Genomic DNA, 19124 nt, shown 5'->3' with positions numbered 1-19124 from the left:
TAATTTCCGATTATATCCGATAATTAGTTGATGATGATTTTAACCCTTGCATATCGAGGTTTTTTTCCTGCCAGTCAAGCAGCAGTTTTTGAAACCATATCCGGTAAGTTTTATAAGGGTCTTGGTTAATCTGCAGCAGTATAAGGGTTGAATATAACTCGATTATTGTATAAATCTTTATTCCAGAATTTTCCCCTTCCGGAAGACTTCATGATTTCAAGGCCTGCTCTGGCAGTTTTTTCTGGAAAGCACATGGGATTGGATATGGGAAGGAAATAGTTCTTTTATCTTCTCTTCACCGTCTCTCTGCCTGATTAACTCCCTTAGCTCGGCTTCGTAATCAGCTTTTTGAGTGTTTTCACTCGGTCCTTCTTCAATTTTCAGATAACGCTCTACAAGAATACTCACCGTTTTTTTGCCATACCCTTTCAAAGGGCATATGTACTGAACTCCCAATCGATCTTCGATACTTCGTACCTGTGAGATTGAAAGTACAGGAACTCTATCATCCCTTCTGGTCCCATCAGCAATGAGTTTAACTTCCGGATCCAAAGCAAGAGTCTCTACGGCTTTTTCGTGAATATAATTAATAGCACTTTTCGGGAAACCGTCTTTCATTATTTTCTCGTAAGCCTTTTCAAGGACCTCCCATTCCAGAGACAGAACTCTGTGTGGAAACCCTAACCTTTTTGCAATTTTTTCTGCCAGCTCACCGTTGGGTAGCAGGCCGAAACTACAGGTTACAAGTTCTATCTCAAAAAACGGTTCCATTAAAAGGGCAGAGAGCGAACTGTCTTTGCCTCCGCTAAACAGGACCGAAATTCTCATTGTTTTTAAACTCTGGTTATAGATGTCTTACGTTTTTTTGGCTGCATCTTCATAAGGAGATTTTTAAGCTGTTCGTCACTAATTTGAGACGGAAGCCTTCCACTCTGAGCAAGCGAGATCAGCTGCATCTCAAGCTGTTCCCCAAGAGCCGGTCTTGACATCTTTAAAGTTGTAAGGCGTTCTCTTGCTTCAGGAGTAAGGATCTGCCTCAGGATAGTCTGTTTCTGAGCTTCCATTTCAGCTTTTGCCTGTTCCTGCTGGTAAGCTGCCTGGATGTCAGACGGCTGGTTCTGTGCCTGCTGTTTCTGAATTTCTGCAAGCCGTCTCTTTCGGATTTCGTTGAGTTCGTCATCCATTGTAGACATGGCAATCATCTAAAAAACCGGTTTTCCGGAGCAATCTGGGTTATGATTAATAATATCTGGATTAAGATTAATAATCTGAATTTAGATTAATGATATTTGAAAGGGAATCCTAAGAATTTTTCAGGTCCCTTTCGGATGGAATTCTCAGTATTTTGCAAGTCCGGGGATCTTCTCAACAAGTTCTTGCTTGAGCTCATTAGCTGCATTGTCAAGCATGGAGCGTCCACTTGCAGATACGGTTCTTCCGTCCTTTACTTTTTGCAGGTAACCTGCAGCTTCAAGCTGCTGTACTGCCTTTCTGGCAATCGAACCGCTGCCTTTTGCTTTATGGTATGGCTGTGATCCGTTGTCCTTCTTTCCGCCGTATACCGATCTGAGCCTTTCAATTCCTATAGGCCCGTCGGTATAGATTTTCCTCAGGATCGCTGCGGTTCTGATATACCACCAGTCATCGTTGTTCGGAGGAAGTTCCTTGTGAACTCCGGTCTTTACGTTCTTTGCCCACTCCGGGGGAACGACATTATCATTTTCTTTAAGTATGCCTGCAACCTTCTCGATAAGTTCCATTGCAGGGACATCAAACACTGTTGTCATGCATGCCACCTTTTCTAAATTAGGTTGTCTTTGCAGATCCCGAGAGATAGTGCCGATTCTTCTCCCCTGGCTGCCAGAAATCTACTTTTCCCGAAACGAGGTAACTCTTTCTCTTTCGAGAGGTCCTTTCCGATCTTTATAGCTGGATTTGCGGACTCTTATGGTTTGGGCTTTCAGGCCCGATAAGCCGGTAAATATGATTTTAGTTTAAACTGGAAGGAGGTTGATATATTTATCAATTACTGTGTTCAGGTATTCATATACAATCGATCAGCTGATTTATAGTATGAAAAGCTTCAAACTGAAAAACGATCTAATTGTATCGAATTGGCTCTTGTCGATTGACGCAAGTACGAACATCCAGCGTAATTACTTTCAAGCTATAAAAGCATTTTGTGAACTTATAGATAAATGCTTGATGAACTTATTCTGAAAGTTAAGCAGGAAGCTAAACCTGGTTTGTTGATGAGACAGAACACTTTAAATGTATACGAATATCAAAATAAAGGAACACTTAGTGACAATATGAAAACCTAATAACAAATCGCGTTAAGTTGCAATATGCCATATAATATTCAAATACTTTTTCCGTTAATTAGTACTTCGGTTTCTAAGTAAATTCACAAAACTTAGTTTTTGAATAGATCCGAAGATCACGAATTTTCCAATAAATAAGGAATTGATTTAATCTTATATGGTTTTATCCAAAGTCTTATAGTTTTATAATCTAATTTTAATTCTCTGAATACCTCGATTTCGTTTTTTCCGTGATAGCTTAAAAGTACTATTTTGGAACTTTCAACAATAATTGTAGATTAATTTCTAGAACGGCTTAATCTTGTCAGATAATCTAATTCTTCTAGACTAGATAATATTTAGAACGACAACTTATACAAGCTACGGATATAATATAACATCATTTGTATATTAGTTTACAAATTAAAACGAAAATAGACGCATCAGTTTATTTATATCAGTATATTCTAGTTTACAAAAATGTAAGAAAAACACATCTCATTTTCGCATCGTCTCTTGGTATCGATTTCTTTCAATGGAAAATCTACTATTTTAATTTTATAACTTTAGTTCCGTATTTTTAAGCACATAAATGTCGCATGATATCGATACATGCGCTTAAACTTAAGCACATCAGATGCAAGCTAAAATTTCTAAATTGCAATCATTTGACCTTACAGATTTACGGAAAAACATATATGCGCCTAAAAAGGCGGAAGTCAGGTTATAAATACCAGTTTTATGAAATAATTAAAATAGATACTTTTAAATTGTTTTCCTTCATTTTTAAAGTAAAGGAGTACCAAATATGAACAAACTATCAAAATTAACCCTCATCCTAGTTGTCTTGCTTATCCTAGCAAGTACAGCCAGTGCAGCCACTCTAAAAGTAGGTCCAAAAGAATCGTACAAAACTATTCAAAAAGCTGTAAATGCAGCACACAACGGGGACACTATTCAAGTAGCTTATGGAACATATAAAGAGAACGTCAAGATCGATAAAAGTTTAACAATCCTCGGAACAAAATATCCTAAAGTTAACGGTTTCTATTATTGTGGCGGATCTGGAACAATTAATGGATTTTCTATCCAAAAATATGGAGTACAAGCCTGGTATGCTGGAGGCTATAGAGCAGTAATTAGAAATAATTATTTTTATAACTGTGGTATTGATTTTGCCGGGCATGCAAGTAATACATTAATTAAGAATAATCAGATCATTGGTGGAACTATACACTTACAAGACACATCTGACAACACGATCACAGGGAATATTATTTCCAAGTCAAAATGTGGTTTGTTTGTTGGAGAAGGTGCAGGACTTCCGATAGTTTCAGGAAATACATTTAAAAATTGTAATTATGGTGTTTATTTATACGGATATGAAAAGAATCCAGGGAGATTGACAACGTTTACGAATAATAAATATGTGAAAAATAAGGTAAACATTGGCTGGGGAATGAAGTACTTTTAAAGATTAATAGTGGGTAAAGATTAATAGTGGGCAAAGATTAATGAGTGGGGGTAAAAACGGACTTATTTTTTAACTATTAAATAGACAAAATTTCTCCACTGGTTGTGTAATACGCAATTTCTTTCAAAATTTCATTTTTAACATTTCCATTGTCTCTTCTTTCAAACTTGGAATCTACTGCTAATCTTGCAATTTTAACGCCTGGACGTTTGCGGTATTTATAGTGCTCAAGTCTGTCTATTATGGCTTTAGCTTCAATTATGTCTGCGAGTAGAACAACAAATCCTACTAACTCTCCATTCCATAAACATAGAACGGTTCTATTGATCATATTATTCAGACCAGCTAAAGCGTTATTTTTCAAAAAATCACTTAATTCCAAACTTTAGCAGTTAATAGAAAAGAAATTATGACTTTCATTATAGGATATTATGGAAAGTTAAGAATCTGGAATAATAGAAGGCAAATTTAAAACTTGCTCATATATTTTTTTCACGTTTAAACAATTCTATTAGTTCTCTTGATTCTACCGGATTTCTGCCATTCCTGAAGAGTTTTTTTGCATCTTCTTCTTCAAGAACAGTTCGAATTCAATAGATTTGCCGTTTACGATTATCTTCTTTTGTTTAGGCCATTAATCTATGCTGGGATCATAGGTTTTTATATTGAGACTTATATTGAGACTACGGATTTTTATGCTGGGATTACAGATCTTTATACTGGATTACAGATCTTTATTGTAAGTTTTTAACTATTAATAGGAAACGTATCGTTTACAAATTTCCAACATTCCTTTTTTCTCTAGGTACCTCTATATCATGAATAGGGACTTTTGGAGAATGGGCAATTTCAACAACCAAGAATCCAGTTTATAACTGTTCTCCAAAGCATGAAATTATACTATTAACTCACTGGGTGAAATAATATCTAAAGTGACTCTGCATTAAAACAAACTATATAAATATGACGATAGATACAAGACCGGGTTCATACTCTAAAAGAAAATAGCTCTCCAAACTGAAAAACGATACAAAGATAAAAGTTAAAATGTGGTAAAGTATTTGCTATATATAAAGGCAAGTTTTCCAAATATGTCATAATCTCTAACTAAATATTTATGTTTACTATTTATTAAAATAATTTATGGGTTCTAAAAATTAAAAATGATTATATATATCATAATTACGTTTGATAATTTCAATGTTTTCTTTTTTGTAAAAATAGTTACCTTTAATATAAAATTTTATTTATAAATTGTAAAAAATATACTTATAATTTTATTGACCTTCTTTATATTGATAGAAGGATTTATGTAACATCGCGTTTTCAACCATTTATCATTATAAATCAAATATTTTACTAAGGTACTACGCGCTGGAGAACTCAAGAGGTTAACGTACTTTGTACGAGTAACTATCTTAGAATAATCGCACAGAAAGTGCCTTAACCACGGTACAGCCTAAATAACAACCAATCGAAAACGAGGCATACCATTGACGAAAGTTGTAGAAATCTCTCCAACCACAAGACTTGAAGGTCACTCCAAGCTCACCCTGAAGGTAGATGATCAGGGTATTGTTGAGCGAGGAGACTGGCTCTCTATCACCCCGGTCAGGGGTATTGAGAAGCTCGCCATAGGTAAGACAATGGAGCAGGTCCCGAAGATCGCTTCTCGGGTCTGCGGTATCTGTCCTATTGCTCACACTCTGGCAAGCACTGAGGCCATGGAGGCTTCGATCGGCTGTGAGATTCCCACGGACGCAAAGCTCCTGAGGACCATTCTCCATGCAGCGAACCGCCTTCACAGCATCGCCCTGCACAACATCCTGATTCTCCCGGATTTTTACATCCCTGGGACGGAGAAGAAGTTCAACCTGTTCGCTAACGAACAGCCTGCCAGGAGCGTTATGGCAAGGATCGTCCGCATCCGTGAGATCGGACAGACCATTGGAGCCATAGCAGGCGGCGAGGCAATCCACCCCTCCAACCCGAGAATCGGCGGGATGTATCACAATGTGAGCCCCCGTGCAAAGCAGAAGATGGCTGATCTGGCGAAGGAAGGCCTTGTCCTTGCTCATGAGCAGATGGAATTTATGCTAGATGTCATCAGGAACATGCAGAACAGGGAGTTCGTCGAGGTCGCAGGTAAGCAGATCCCACTTCCCAAGAAACTAGGATATCACAATCAGGGAGTCATGGCCACATCTCCGATGTACGGCTCATCCAGTCTGGACGAAAACCCCACCTGGGATTTTTCCCGATGGAAAGAGACTCGGCCATGGGACTGGTACATGGGCGAAGTAACTATCGATCTTGAGGATCCTAGCTACCCACTCGGAGGCACTACAAAAGTCGGCACCAAGGCCAACCCTCAGATGGAAGCCTGCACAGGTGTTCCTACTTACGATGGCCAACCGGTTGAGGTCGGTCCCAGGGCAAGGCTTGCCGCATTTAAGAACTTCGACGAGAAGGGTACCTTCGCTCAGCATATCGCCAGACAGATGGAGTATCCTGACTGCTGTTACACCATACTCAAGTGCCTTGACAACCTGGATACCTCGGGCAAGGTCCTTGCTGACCACATTCCCCTGGGAGACGGGTCCATGGGTTGGGCTGCGAACGAGGCCCCTCGTGGAACCAATATTCACCTGGCAAGAGTTAAGGACGGGAAAGTACTGTGGTACGAAATGCTTGTGCCCACTACCTGGAACTTCCCTACTTGCAGCCGCGCTCTGACCGGAGCACCCTGGCAGATTGCTGAGATGGTTGTTCGGGCCTATGACCCGTGTGTCTCGTGTGCAACCCACATGATCGTGGTGAACGAGGAGGAAAAAATAGTCGCCCAGAAGCTCATGCAGTGGTGAAGGGAATGGAAACGCTGTACTCCGAGATCGTGGTGGCAGGCTGTGGCAACCCGCTTTATGCGGATGATGGATTTGGGCCAGCTGTAGTGGAGAGACTCAAGGACCTCAAACTCCCTGAGAATGTCACTGTTGTTGATGCGGGGCTCGGAGGCCCCCACTTTGTCTTTACTCTTCTTAATCCCGAATCAACAAAGACTCTTATCATTGTGGACATAGCGGACTTTGGAGGAGAACCCGGTGAGCTCAGGTGGCTCTCTGTTGATGAGCTTCCCGTGGGAAGCTACCGGGACGCCCACTCCTGGGATCTGACAGAGCCGCTCCGGTATATTAAGGACGATATCCGGATTCGGGTTCTTGCATGCCAGAAGAAGTACGTTCCTGCCCCCGAAATGGTCATCGGGATTACAGATGAGGTACAGAGAGCCATTCCAGATGCTGTATCCGAGATTCTGAAGGAAATCGGAGTAAACTATGGGACTGCTTAACTCCGTCAAGAAAACCATGGACGTGGAAACCAAACCCGCTCAGGTTATGATGGAGAAAAAGGCGGAAGCTACAAAGGAGAAAAAACCAGTGACAAATAAGATCAAGCTCGGACATGTACACATGAGCGGCTGTACCGGCTGCCTCGTGTCCATTGCCGACAACAACTTGGGACTCATCAAGATCCTGGACGACTACGCCGACCTCGTCTACTGCCTCACGCTTGCTGACGTTCGGCATATTCCGGAGATGGACGTGGCGCTTGTTGAGGGATCGGTCTGTATCCAGGACCATGAATCAGTGAAGGACATCAAGGAGACTCGGAAGAAGTCCAAGATCGTGGTGGCCCTTGGTTCCTGCGCGTGCTATGGGAACATCACCCGGTTCAGCCGCGGCGGGCAGCACAACCAGCCCCAGCACGAGTCTTTCCTCCCGATCGGGGATCTCATCGATGTGGACGTTTACATTCCAGGATGCCCACCGAGCCCGGAACTTATAAGGAACGTCGCTGTCATGGCGTACCTGCTCCTTGAAGGGAATGAGGACCAGAAGGCTCTTGCAGGCAAGTACTTAAAGCCCCTTATGGACCTTGCGAAGCGTGGCACTTCAGGATGTTTCTGCGACCTTATGTACGACGTAATCAACCAGGGACTTTGCATGGGCTGTGGCACCTGCGCTGCATCCTGTCCAGTAAGGGCAATCACCCTTGAGTTCGGAAAACCTCAGGGTGAACGTGACCTCTGCATTAAGTGCGGCTCCTGCTATGGCGCCTGTCCGAGGTCGTTCTTCAACCTGGACGTGATTCCCGAATTCGAGAACATCAACGAGATAATTGCAGACGCACTTAAGGAAGGTGAGAGTAATGATTGAGGACCCATATCTCGGCAAATATATTACATGTGTCTCGGCACGGAGCACGGACAAAGAGATCCTCAAGAAAGCTCAGGACGGCGGAATCGCTACCACTCTCATGGTCTATGCCCTTGAAGAGGGACTCATCGACGGAACCATTGTGGCAGGCGAAGGCGATAAACCCTGGCAGCCAAAGCCTGAAGTTGCTATGACCCGCGAGGATATCCTCAAGGCAAGAGGAACAAGATACAGCATCAGCCCCCAGATCTCCTGGCTCAAGGAAGCAACCAGATCCTTCGGCCTCGATAAAGTCGGGATCACAGGCGTCTGCTGCCAGATGCAGGCAGTGAGGAAGGCTCAGCTCTATCCTATCAACATGCGGGACGTCCCAGGCAAGGTCGCCTTTACAGTAGGGCTCTTCTGTATGGAAAACTTCCCATACAAGTCCATGCAGAGCATTGTCGAGGACCACGCAGCTCAGAGCCTCGGCTCCGTAAAGAAGATGGAGATCACAAAAGGCAAGTTCTGGGTCTACACCGAACGCGGAAACGTTGCTACCGTTCCTCTCAAGGAAACCCACAAATACGAGCAGCCAGGCTGTCATGTCTGTCTTGATTATGTCTCTAACCTCGCAGACATCTCAACCGGTTCGGTCGGAAGCCCGGACGGCTGGTCTACGGTTTTCATCCGCACCAAAGTAGGAAACGAAATCTGGTCCAAAGCAGTCGCAGCAGGCCTGTTCGAGACGAAACCCATTGAGGAAGTCAAACCCGGTCTCGATCTCCTCAGGAAGCTTGCGAAAGAGAAGATCGACAAAAACCAGAAGACAGTTGAGGAGCGCAAGACCTTCGGCGTCAACAAGGGATTACGTAACCCTTACGCCTAAAACTCCTCTTTTCGTCATTGAAAACTATTGTGTTGGATACACTGAATACGGGGATGGGATTGGTTCTCATCCCTGATTTTTGATTTCACTAAAAAATACTGTATTTCTAGACCCCTTGAAAAATGCATTCATTAAAGGATCTATTTGTTGTTTAACTGATTTAGATACTTTAATTGGTAAATTAAACGTTGCTTTTTCCTTATTTTTAACATTGAATTTTATATAGATGAAAATGATATTAGATGCCTTATTTATAAATAAACATAAATTGTAAAGGAATAAAGTAATTATTTCGCTCTCTTTTTGATTTAAAAGAGTATTATATATTATTTACCTAAAGAATTGATTTTTAGGATGTATTTTAGATGGAGAAACCCTAAATGCATATCTATTATCTAAAATAAGCATTGTATACCCTTAGTTTTAGTACTGATTTGGAAGGACCCTATGTATTTCTGAAAATTTGAGTATAACTTTGAGTTTTAGGATCAGCTCATAAACAAAAATGTTGTATAATTTACATCGAAGTAAGGTTTTCTACAAAGCCTTTTATATATTACCATAAGAGCCTATCCGAAAAGTATAATAATTCTGCTTCAGGATAATTTACTATAATGTCAAGACAAGAAATTGGTCACGATTATGAGATTTCTGATGAGTTCTGGAACAAAATAAAAAAAGAAGGCTGGAAGACCTATAGGACTTGTGCACTTGGGTACAAAATCAATAGCAATAAGCCAACAACTTTCTAAGACTCGAATTTTAAATATGATGGTTAAGGAGGTTGATTTTGCATTTGAAGTACGTAATTCCTATTCATTTTTTTATTTAATAATAGATCTCTTGGATTACATAATTTTGAATTATTACAATAATAATATTTATTATTAGGCTTATTTTTAAAATCATCCCATATATCTGAAAAATTTCTATTATTGATGATTTGGCCAATAGGATTTTCAACACTATAACCAATTAGTGATCCAGGTGAATCTTTATTAATTCTCCATAATTTGCTACTTATATGACATAGGAAAATGTTGCCATCCGGTTCTATTATCGGCGCGGAATATGCTATATAACATCTATTTTCATTAGTATTACTATTTCGTATAATCCCATAATTTCGTGTATTTTTTAATGTTTCTAATCGTAAAACAAAATCACTAAGATTATGTTTTACTTCAATTGGAATTTTACGTTCGATTTCAAAAATATTATTCAATAGCATATCAATTTGTTCGTTATTTAAACTCTCAGAACTGAATAATTCTTCTTCTGGTATATCGATAATTGGCCGAAACATTATTTTAATGTCGCTTTTAATATTACGACGTAAAAAGTCTAAAAATGAAAATATTTCGCTTAAATCACAATTTTTACTTCCAACAGCATAACCAATACTTACTTCGAAATGTCGGTTATTATATTCTGAAATTGTTTTTATATTATTTAATATTTTATTATAGATGTCTCCATTTCCACGAATTCCCTTAATATTATTAAAGTTTTTAGAGCTCCCCGCATCTATTGAAAATCTAATAAAGTCATCTTTTTCAAAATTCCTATAAATACAATCAATAAACGATTTATCGAAATAACCGTTCGTAATAATACCAATGGGTAATTTATATTCTTTACATTTTTTTATAATTGATTCGATGTCAGAATAGTATGTTGGCTCCCCTCCTCCCGAAAAAATGATCCTTTTTCCATATTTATAAACATCATCAATAATTCTTTCAAGAGTTGATGTGTTCATTTCTTGATAGATTCTTCTATCCTTATAGAAGCAAAAAGAGCAAATTAAATTACATTTATTAGTGGGATGTATTTCGATTTGGACTAATTCTTTATTTTTAATGTCAGAGACAATGTTTTCATTATTTTCGTACCAGTTAGTAATATTTTTTAATTCATTATATGATTTAAACTTATCAGATAGTTGACTAATTAGCTTATTATCTATTCCATTTATCATTTCTTCTTCAAGAAATTCATTAATTAACGTCGATGAATCATACCAGATATCATCGAAATAATTTTGATATAATTCAATAATGTTCAATAATGAATCGTTGTCTTTATTAATAAAGACAAATACGTTTTGCTTATCCCAAGTTAAATAATATGGATCCCCTAAGACCGTTCCATTTGATCTTTTTGAAGGAAACGGAACAAAAGCTATGGCTTCATTACCATAAATATGTCCACGAAATAAGAAATTCTTACTTTCATTTTGTTGATCATCAACTAACTTTTTTCCATAATACCTAACTTCTAGGTGTCTGCTTCTTTCTTTAATAGCTATATCTATTAAGTTAGAGGTAGCTTGTATTATCTCATTTCTTGTTTGTGGTAATCTTATATGAGGTGAATATGGATGCATAAGCATTATTTTAATTTTGACATTTTGTTTTAGTTTCTTTTCAAATATATTCATGATCTTATCTTGAGTAAGTGCATACCGATAATGATATGACATGATTCTAATTGTATCATTTGGCTGGACTTTATCAGCTAGCGTGTAAGGTTCATATTCAGGTTTTTTTGTATTTAAAAAATTAAAAGAATCAGATGTATAGGATACAGCCTTTTTATCCTGATCAATTTTATTCAGAATATAGGTAAAATCTGCATCTTCCTCTTTACTAAATATATAATGTTTTAACTCTTGCTGGAATTCATTCAATTTAAGTATATAGCCAATCCCATATTTTACGAAATAATTATTTTTAGTTTTTCCTAACCATTCTAATGAGTTTGAATATAGTGCTTTATTAATTCTATTGTCTAACTTTAAATCATCCTCAGAAATAAATTTGCTAAGTTCTTTTTCGTCGTATATATATGTATTGTTACCCTCTTTGATTATTTTCATTAAAATATATGTTATATTGTCTGTTATTTCATTATTTCCGTTTATATCTTTTATAATTTTCTTTAGGTTTTTATATGATTTTTCCTCGGAAGTAATATTCGTAACATTCTCTGAATATATATGCATTCCTTTTTCCTTACGTGGAAAAAGCGGATTCCATGTGATTTCACTTGACTCTTTATCTATACCTTCCAAAATTTTACATTTTCCTTCCGCCCAAAATATAGGTAAAGAATTATTAGGAGAGCTATTATGGAAAAAAACTAAAGCTTGAGAATTATCATATCCTAAACTCATTTTTTCGTCAGTTAATTGCTTTCCAATATTACTTATGACATCCTTTGCTTTTCCAGCATCAGATGTTGAAAAAATATAACTATTATCAAAAGCTTTGTGTTCAATTTTATGTACAACTTTAACTTCAGAAAATAATTTTTCTTCCTCTAATCTTTTTATACCTTCACTAAGGCCTACAATAGCGAATAAATATAATTTTTGCTTATCTATTTTGCCTTCCCTTTTTAATTGTTTTATATATTTTGTTGCTTGATTTCCAGATCCAATAAAGTCATCAATAAAAACAATATCTCTATCGTCATTAGGTTCGAGATCTTTTGATAAAATAATATTTTCAACCGAAATTTTTGAAAATTTATTTAATCCGTAGAAGAGGTTAACAGAACTTTTTACCAATCCTTTAATATCCGAAATAACCGTTTTATCAGGATCACTGACGAAATTTAAAATTGTTTTTAAATTATCGTCCTTATTCTTCTCATTAATATACAATGTTTCAGATAGCAATTTCAAACCATATATTTTCCAATCGAAAAATGGAAATTGATCAAGCCATTTTTCTACTTTATCCAGTTCTACACCTTCAAGTTCATTATTTAATTTATTTTTGAAGGCGACATATTCATTAGTTTGCGCAACATTTTGTTTATGAATTATAATGTAATTATCTTCAAATTCAGATGGTTTAAAATCGTTTAATACTACTTCATTTAATGATAATAATTCTTTTATTTGATATATATCTAAACTTGGATTTTTTATGATCAAGCTTCCTGCATAAGCTTTAATCAAGCTATAATCTAATTTATGTTTTTCTTTTAAATCTTCAAGAGACTTTTTTATTGAATTTAATTCATACATCGTTTATTCCACCAAGGATTTACAATAAGTTATATAATTTGAATAAGTATTAATCGGTTATAGAGTTTCAATTTATCTATTTGTTCAGGACTTCTAAAATGTTTCTTTCAACTTACATTGAATGCTATCCTGCCAGTAACAATCATAACACTTCAAGCAGGTATTGACCATAAGAAGGAAAGTGTGTGTTGAAGAACACCCTAACACCTCATTAATAGCATGGAACCTTGTTGTTACTCTTTTAAATATAGGCGATCTTGATGCTACTAGTGTCTTAGCAATTTAATTTTTGGTGCATAATTATATACCTTTAATGTCAAATCGGCTCTTGTTGTTTCGAGTGGGTAATTTATACTCATTTCCTTATGTGAGAGTAGCAGATATAAAATTTAGAAAAGTTTGTTGTTGAAAATCACATCCAGGATCGATATTGTACGACATTTTGCTGTTTACACGACTAGTTCGCAAAATCATAGTTTAGGCATATTTTAGAAAATAATAGAGTTTAATGCTAACCGTGTTTATAACAAATTTCGATATGTGTTTATCTTTATATTCATGAAATACTGAGTTTAAAGTAGTAAATTAGTTTAGTTGTTGTTTTAATAATCCTCTCAATATGGGTAATATGGGAAATACCACTGAAGTAAAAAGAAAAGGCTTAAAATAACACCAAAAAACGCCAGAGAGATTCCAATTATAATAATTGATATTTTATATCGGCTATTCATCTTTTTAATTTCTGAATACACCGTAAAAACCGAATATTATAAATAAAAATTTAGTAAGTGAAAAAATCTTTTCTAAAGCTTTGTCATAGTCTCCAAATAACTCGTTTCCTATTTTTTCTTGGGTTTCGTTATCCAAGTAGGCTATGCTCATAACATTTTGTTATTAGATAATTAGATGTAAATATATTTTGTGGCTCGTTGCAAAAAATTCATAATAAGCATGTAAATGACAGGTCATATCCACATGATAAACTATTATCTCTGCATGCAGAATTTGTGGAAATTGACGCAATTTGTCATGATTCCTCACTTAACCGAAGACACATGAAGTACTATTTTATTTCTGGTCAAATCATTATCGATTACTTTCCTAATATTCTGCACTGGAAATAGGTAAATATATGTTTTCAATTAACCGTTATTGTTTTATGTTTAATTGAAAATGAAGAAGTAGATATCCAGCATCAGGGTTCCAGATTAAACGAATTTGGGCTAACTTGCCAAGGCCACCCCTCTCACAAAAAATTTAAACCTTTTAGCAGTGGGGGGCTATACTGTTAATATAATAGTATATTAATGATATAATAGTATACTAGTGATATAATAGTATGTTCGATTTTTTATAAATATGATAAGAATCAACTAAGTCACTATATGCTTGCTTATATAAAACTAAAATACGACAACAATAAAAAATCTGTTGAAGAAAGGCCAACTGAAAAGCCTGTTGAAGAAAACAAGACTATTTCATTTGAAACAGGCATTGAGATAAGGATTCCTACCGGAATCATTGAACAAACACTAGGAAACGTCAATTAAAATGTACAGGTTCGACTGTTTTCTTTTTTAGTTAAAATTCTACAATTCCGTAATTTACAATACAGCAATTTTCAGAAATTACTGTATTTTTACATTTATATAATTATTTCAATGGCTGAAAGCTTGAATCTTCTAAAAAATACAGTTGTAAGGTTTACATATGATCCAAAAATAGTCTTTCATGCTAAACTTTAGTGAAAAATGATCCATAGTTTCTATATGTTGTGGAAATTGAGCCACACGTAAACAAGTTTTAAATCTAATGTATATTTGTCAAATGTTCAAAAACGACATCAAGAAAAAGATTAAAATTCCTTAGGTCGACCTGCCGAATATAGGATCTATGGTCCAGCGCAAGTTGAGCAAGAATGCAATAGTTTTCTGAAAAATCAAGACTTTCATAATATCCGAATTTATAAAAAACCGTCCATAATTCGAAAAACAGCATTGGTAGCGTGGTACTAAATTGGTATGTGCAAATCTTATATGTTTTGCACGCAAATTCAAGCTCTAAAACAACATGTTTTTAAGAAAAAGTTGCTATGCGTGACGCATAACACAAAAGAAGGTATACGACTCCTATTTTTGAACAAAATTTAAATACAATTGATCGCATTAATACAAATGTAAGAAATTTCAACATCAGATGAATTTCTTATATACGAAATTCGAATTTTGTATATATAAAATTCGCTATCAGTAGACTTTATATACAAAAAAATCAATTAGTTAAATTGAAAAACGGATTCAAGAATAGTTCGGAAGACACGGCAATCCCCACCGCAGTGTCCACCGAACAAAACCAAAGAAATATCAAAACTGATATCAATGGAAATACTGAGCATAAACTATAAAAAACTATCAGAAGGGTTCACCCTTATAGTTAAAGGAGACCGCCGCACGATGACCATAATGATGAGTTCACTATTTGGACTCATCGGACTGATTTTAAAGACTCGTTTTTAAAGTTGACAGCTTCGGCTGTTCTTTTTTTCATTTGAATTTATCAACTATGATAACAAGTATCTCTCTTTCGTCATGATATGTTCAAATTGTAACAAACGAAATTATGCTGATATGTAGAGTGCTTCCCAAAATAAAGAGTGATTCGAAAAAATATCTTCATTCCTCAAGAAAGAAGGAGCAATAAAAGTAGCTATTTTTGGCTCTTATGCAAGAGGGGAAGAAAGACCGGAAAGTGACATTGACATTCTTGTAGAGTTTTCCGAAACGAAAGGTCTGCTCACTATGGTTAGAATTGAGAGAGAGTTATCGGAGTTTTTTGGAGTAAAAGTCGATTTACTAACAGAAGGGTCGATAAGCCCATATCTTATTGAAGGAATTAAAAAAGAAGCAAACGTGATCTCTGGATGAAAAAAAATGACTCGATTTACCTTAGCCACATCCTCGATTCAATTGAACGTATTGAAGAATATACTAGAGGTATGGAAAAAGAAGATTTTTCGTCTAGCAATCTAGTTCAAGATGGGACTATCAGGCAAATTGAGATTATAGGTGAAGCCACTAAAAACTTATCCGCAGATCTCCGCGAAAAGTATCCTCAAATTCCCTGGAGGGATATTGCTGGGATGAGGGATCGATTGATTCATCATTATTTTGGAATTAATTTGGAAGATTCGGCATACTGTTAAAGTCGATATTCCTGCTTTAAAAGATGAGATTCTTGTGATGCTCGAGATTCTGGAGACTAAAAAATAAGGTTCTTCGCCATTCCTTATGGATAAGATAATTTTCAATTCAAGACCGCATCGGTTTTTATGAGAATATTATGAGAATGTCCACATAAAAAAACGAAGAGCCAGGATAAATAATTAAATTTCATGAGCTGATAGCGTGTAAACATACAAAATCACGCTAAAATCTCATCAAAACTTAGTTCTCCGGCAGCCACTGGATGCAAGAGTAATTTGGACTCATGAAATTTCTTCATAACTATATCTATTTTCCTTGAAACTTCTGGAGTATAATATGCTTCTCCGCAGTTTTCACATATATAGGCAGAAACATCTTTAATGGCAATAATCTGCTCTCCGATTTTTGCCACAAATTCTGTCTTACCTTCAATAAGTCTACCTTTACAAAAACTGCATCTGTCAGGTTTCATCTTTGATCTCTCCTAAATATGTAGTCTATCCATTTATTATTTTCCGGAATATATACTGTAATAACTCTTGCATGGTCCTCACATTCTGCTACCACAACATGACAGGGTCTACCTTCAGAATATGCAAAAAACAAAGCTGATGGACATGGTTCGTCTTCTGGATAATCCTCAATTATTTGCCCATAAACTATAACCTCTTTTATGTTATCAGTTGAAATATTCCTCTGAAACAAATGTGGTTTTTGAATCCAATTTTTAGTTATGATATTCACAAATATGTGAACAAAATACAGAGATTATACTAATGTCAAGGCTGGTGAATAATTCCCCATTTTAGCCGGATTAAAATTCCCCAATTTCCAATCCTCAAGAAAGCTTGAGGATTATAAATAATGCTGAAAATTAAGAGTAGTACCGGTTCAAGAAAAATAGCTTAGAATAAAGCATTAAAAAAGATCAAATTAGAATAGATGATAACAATGATACAAAAGGACTCACAGGAGATAGTTTCAATCCCAGGTGAAGCACGAGAACGAACTCAAACCCTCATTGATAATGGAGTTTTCAAAGTCTGCAGAATTTTACAGATACTGCTATAATTCAATTTTTAAAAGACTTTGATCATGGGGTATCGCCAACATTTTAACGAAAATATACGCTAAGCTTTTTAGTATATAATATGGATGCTTCTGCTACTCATCTCTTAAAGCCTATTGATCACTTTGTACCATGGGAATCTAACAGAAACAATTATCAGGTAATCGTGCAGGTTTCATGAACGCATTTGCCAAAGTAATATTTCTCGAAAATATGGATAACTGTGAAAACATGAACTATAGGAGAAAAACGTCATCAGATCGCTGTAAAAGGCTTAAAGTATATTTTTCGTTAAAATGTTGACTGGACCCCTATTATCACTTATTAATTGTTGAATTGATGGGCATTTTAAAGATTCGCTTCTCGGTCACATACTTAATGATGCCTTTCAGAAACTCCTTGTCATCCTTGCTCAAGTCACAAAAGAGATGGATCAGGCCTTCGATCATTGCCTTCGTTTCGCGACAATACAGGGAATCAGGTCTGTGCATATCCCCAGTATGCGCCTTGTTGTTGTAGAAGCAGCCGCCTCCGCAGAAATAGCGCGCCCAGCAACTCCAGCATTCTGGCAAATGATCCACGACCGCCCGCCAATAGTCGTTTAACCCTTCAATATGGTAGTCTGCGATATTCCCAAAACGCAATTCCTCTATCCCCACAAACCTGTGGCAGGGATAGATATCTCCGTTTGTGGAGATGGCGACCATACCTTTACCAATTCCGCATCCATAGTAGCGTTTCTGCCCGAAATCCATTTCTGCCATGACGTACAAGAGACCCGGCAGATAATTTTTATCGATCGCTCTTGCCCTTATAGCGACGAGCAATTGCTCCATTTCCTTGCGGTTAAACGCCAGCATCCGTTGCAAGGCTTCTTCTCTGGCTGAGGGAATATCTGCGAGCTGCGTGTTCAGAAGCACGGGGGAAGCCTTGGTAATAAAATAGGTTGTGAATCCAGCTCGCTCCATCCCATCTTTGACCCGAAAAGGGTTGGCCTCACCACAAAGTGTTGCTCGACCCGTCAGGTGGGGGATAACCGCCCGCAACTTTTGGATATTTGCGGAGACCTTATCATACGATCCCTTACCGTTCTTGAAGGGACGCTGACTGTTTTGGTATTCGGACGGACCGTCAAAGCTGATAAAGGTTCTTATCTTTTCTTCCTTGAGAAATGTGATGATCTCCTCATTCAACAACGAACCGTTAGTTGTGATGCTGAAGAAGACCCGCTTCCCTTTTTTCATTCCCTGTCTTTTGGCGAAAGGCACGATTTTTCTCATCAAGGAAAAGTTCATCAAGGGTTCTCCCCCGAAAAAACTGATACTTACGCTTTCGGCTTTTTTGGAATTTTCCATCAGCCAGTCAACCGCTCGGAACGCTGTTTCTTCCGTCATCATTCCTTTTCCAGCATAATGCCCCCCGCCACCATAGCAATAGACACAGCGCATATTGCACTCTTGCGCAAGGAAAAGGGAGATGTTAACCACCGGATACTCGAATTCCTCGTATGATCCTATCGACTCGCCATCCTCCACAGCCTCGGACGTCTCATCCTCCTCTCCGGCAACCAGCTTTAATTTGCGCAACTCCTCCATGGCGGATTCCGGGATCAGACAGCCGAAAGCTGAATCCACCTTCTTGATCATAGATGCCAACCGGGCGGAGATTGGGGAGACCGCCTTATTGCCCACGTCGACCAGATAATGTGCATTATCATGTTCGAAAATATGGTGTTCTCGCAACACGACGTTGCCGAAGTATCTCCGCCCTTCATACTCTATTTCGTAAGAGCCTAACATCTTCCTCCTTTCGCTCCAAAATAATCAATCTATCAAATCTCCTCCTATATGATGCGATGCAAGGCACTTTTGACACCCATTTCTGTGACGGACTAAAAGGTCCGGGCAATATGCAGGAACTGCATCCAGGAAAGGAAGTTTCCGCGCCAAGT

17 protein-coding genes are annotated in these 19124 nt (G+C 37.2%); 9 read left to right on the top strand and 8 right to left on the bottom strand.

Annotation, left to right across the window (positions count from 1 at the left end; genetic code table 11):
• Positions 1-216 precede the first annotated feature (216 nt).
• The 3 genes from MSBR3_RS16055 to MSBR3_RS16045 all read right to left on the bottom strand — a co-directional run bounded on the left by MSBR3_RS16055 (position 217) and on the right by MSBR3_RS16045 (position 1787).
• Positions 217-828 carry a DUF7411 family protein gene (locus MSBR3_RS16055; protein ID WP_048109169.1) on the bottom strand — a complete coding sequence of 204 codons (612 nt, stop codon included), beginning with the start codon at positions 826-828 and terminating at the stop codon, positions 217-219.
• Between the two features lie 5 nt (positions 829-833).
• Positions 834-1202, bottom strand: a complete 369-nt coding sequence (locus tag MSBR3_RS16050; protein WP_048109168.1) for a DNA-binding protein — start codon at positions 1200-1202, stop codon at positions 834-836.
• 135 nt (positions 1203-1337) lie between these two features.
• Positions 1338-1787 carry a 30S ribosomal protein S19e gene (locus MSBR3_RS16045; RefSeq protein ID WP_048109167.1) on the bottom strand — a complete coding sequence of 150 codons (450 nt, stop codon included), beginning with the start codon at positions 1785-1787 and terminating at the stop codon, positions 1338-1340.
• Between the two features lie 1324 nt (positions 1788-3111).
• Between MSBR3_RS16045 and MSBR3_RS16040 the strand changes: the two genes are divergently transcribed.
• Positions 3112-3777 (top strand): right-handed parallel beta-helix repeat-containing protein, encoded by a 666-nt coding sequence (locus MSBR3_RS16040; RefSeq protein WP_048109166.1) that lies wholly within the window; start codon positions 3112-3114, stop codon positions 3775-3777.
• Between the two features lie 76 nt (positions 3778-3853).
• On the opposite strand, the gene MSBR3_RS19075 is transcribed toward MSBR3_RS16040, so the two are convergent.
• Positions 3854-4159 (bottom strand): hypothetical protein, encoded by a 306-nt coding sequence (locus tag MSBR3_RS19075; protein ID WP_155396843.1) that lies wholly within the window; start codon positions 4157-4159, stop codon positions 3854-3856.
• 1111 nt (positions 4160-5270) lie between these two features.
• Between MSBR3_RS19075 and frhA the strand changes: the two genes are divergently transcribed.
• The 5 genes from frhA to MSBR3_RS20495 all read left to right on the top strand — a co-directional run bounded on the left by frhA (position 5271) and on the right by MSBR3_RS20495 (position 9614).
• The gene (gene frhA, locus MSBR3_RS16025; protein ID WP_048109164.1) at positions 5271-6641 is read left to right on the top strand and encodes a coenzyme F420 hydrogenase subunit alpha; all 1371 of its coding nucleotides are present in this window, start codon (positions 5271-5273) and stop codon (positions 6639-6641) included.
• Positions 6642-6646: 5 nt separating this feature from the next.
• Positions 6647-7126: a coenzyme F420-reducing hydrogenase, FrhD protein gene (gene frhD, locus MSBR3_RS16020; protein WP_196296969.1), complete on the top strand. Its 480-nt coding sequence runs from the start codon at positions 6647-6649 to the stop codon at positions 7124-7126.
• A complete protein-coding gene (gene frhG, locus MSBR3_RS16015; protein WP_048109162.1) occupies positions 7113-7994 on the top strand; it encodes a coenzyme F420 hydrogenase subunit gamma in 882 nt (293 codons plus the stop codon). The genes frhD and frhG overlap by 14 nt, the downstream gene beginning before the upstream one ends.
• The gene (gene frhB, locus MSBR3_RS16010; protein ID WP_048109161.1) at positions 7987-8862 is read left to right on the top strand and encodes a coenzyme F420 hydrogenase subunit beta; all 876 of its coding nucleotides are present in this window, start codon (positions 7987-7989) and stop codon (positions 8860-8862) included. Before frhG ends, frhB begins: the two co-directional genes overlap by 8 nt.
• Positions 8863-9476: 614 nt before the next feature.
• Complete coding sequence (locus MSBR3_RS20495) at positions 9477-9614, top strand: hypothetical protein (RefSeq protein ID WP_155396842.1); 138 nt, start codon at positions 9477-9479, stop codon at positions 9612-9614.
• Between the two features lie 23 nt (positions 9615-9637).
• On the opposite strand, the gene MSBR3_RS16005 is transcribed toward MSBR3_RS20495, so the two are convergent.
• Positions 9638-12901 carry a radical SAM protein gene (locus MSBR3_RS16005; RefSeq protein ID WP_048109160.1) on the bottom strand — a complete coding sequence of 1088 codons (3264 nt, stop codon included), beginning with the start codon at positions 12899-12901 and terminating at the stop codon, positions 9638-9640.
• A 1385-nt stretch (positions 12902-14286) separates the two neighbouring features.
• Between MSBR3_RS16005 and MSBR3_RS20490 the strand changes: the two genes are divergently transcribed.
• The 3 genes from MSBR3_RS20490 to MSBR3_RS15995 all read left to right on the top strand — a co-directional run bounded on the left by MSBR3_RS20490 (position 14287) and on the right by MSBR3_RS15995 (position 16103).
• Positions 14287-14451: a hypothetical protein gene (locus tag MSBR3_RS20490; protein ID WP_155396841.1), complete on the top strand. Its 165-nt coding sequence runs from the start codon at positions 14287-14289 to the stop codon at positions 14449-14451.
• 1116 nt (positions 14452-15567) lie between these two features.
• Positions 15568-15825, top strand: coding sequence for a nucleotidyltransferase family protein (locus tag MSBR3_RS16000; protein WP_268989156.1), 258 nt, complete (start codon positions 15568-15570; stop codon positions 15823-15825).
• Positions 15822-16103 carry a HepT-like ribonuclease domain-containing protein gene (locus MSBR3_RS15995; RefSeq protein WP_230627554.1) on the top strand — a complete coding sequence of 94 codons (282 nt, stop codon included), beginning with the start codon at positions 15822-15824 and terminating at the stop codon, positions 16101-16103. Before MSBR3_RS16000 ends, MSBR3_RS15995 begins: the two co-directional genes overlap by 4 nt.
• A gap of 218 nt (positions 16104-16321) precedes the next feature.
• Here the strand turns inward: MSBR3_RS15995 and MSBR3_RS15990 are convergent, their stop codons facing one another.
• From MSBR3_RS15990 to MSBR3_RS15980, 3 genes are all read right to left on the bottom strand, one after another.
• Positions 16322-16576: a type II toxin-antitoxin system MqsA family antitoxin gene (locus tag MSBR3_RS15990; RefSeq protein ID WP_048109159.1), complete on the bottom strand. Its 255-nt coding sequence runs from the start codon at positions 16574-16576 to the stop codon at positions 16322-16324.
• Positions 16573-16848, bottom strand: a complete 276-nt coding sequence (locus MSBR3_RS15985; RefSeq protein ID WP_230627552.1) for a DUF4258 domain-containing protein — start codon at positions 16846-16848, stop codon at positions 16573-16575. The genes MSBR3_RS15990 and MSBR3_RS15985 overlap by 4 nt, the downstream gene beginning before the upstream one ends.
• 642 nt (positions 16849-17490) lie before the next feature.
• Positions 17491-18972, bottom strand: a complete 1482-nt coding sequence (locus MSBR3_RS15980) for a radical SAM/SPASM domain-containing protein (protein ID WP_048109158.1) — start codon at positions 18970-18972, stop codon at positions 17491-17493.
• Positions 18973-19124: the final 152 nt, after the last annotated feature.

This window comes from Methanosarcina barkeri 3, from assembly GCF_000970305.1.
In the GTDB taxonomy this organism is placed as follows: domain Archaea; phylum Halobacteriota; class Methanosarcinia; order Methanosarcinales; family Methanosarcinaceae; genus Methanosarcina; species Methanosarcina barkeri_A.
This window is presented reverse-complemented; position numbering and strand designations above follow the sequence as displayed.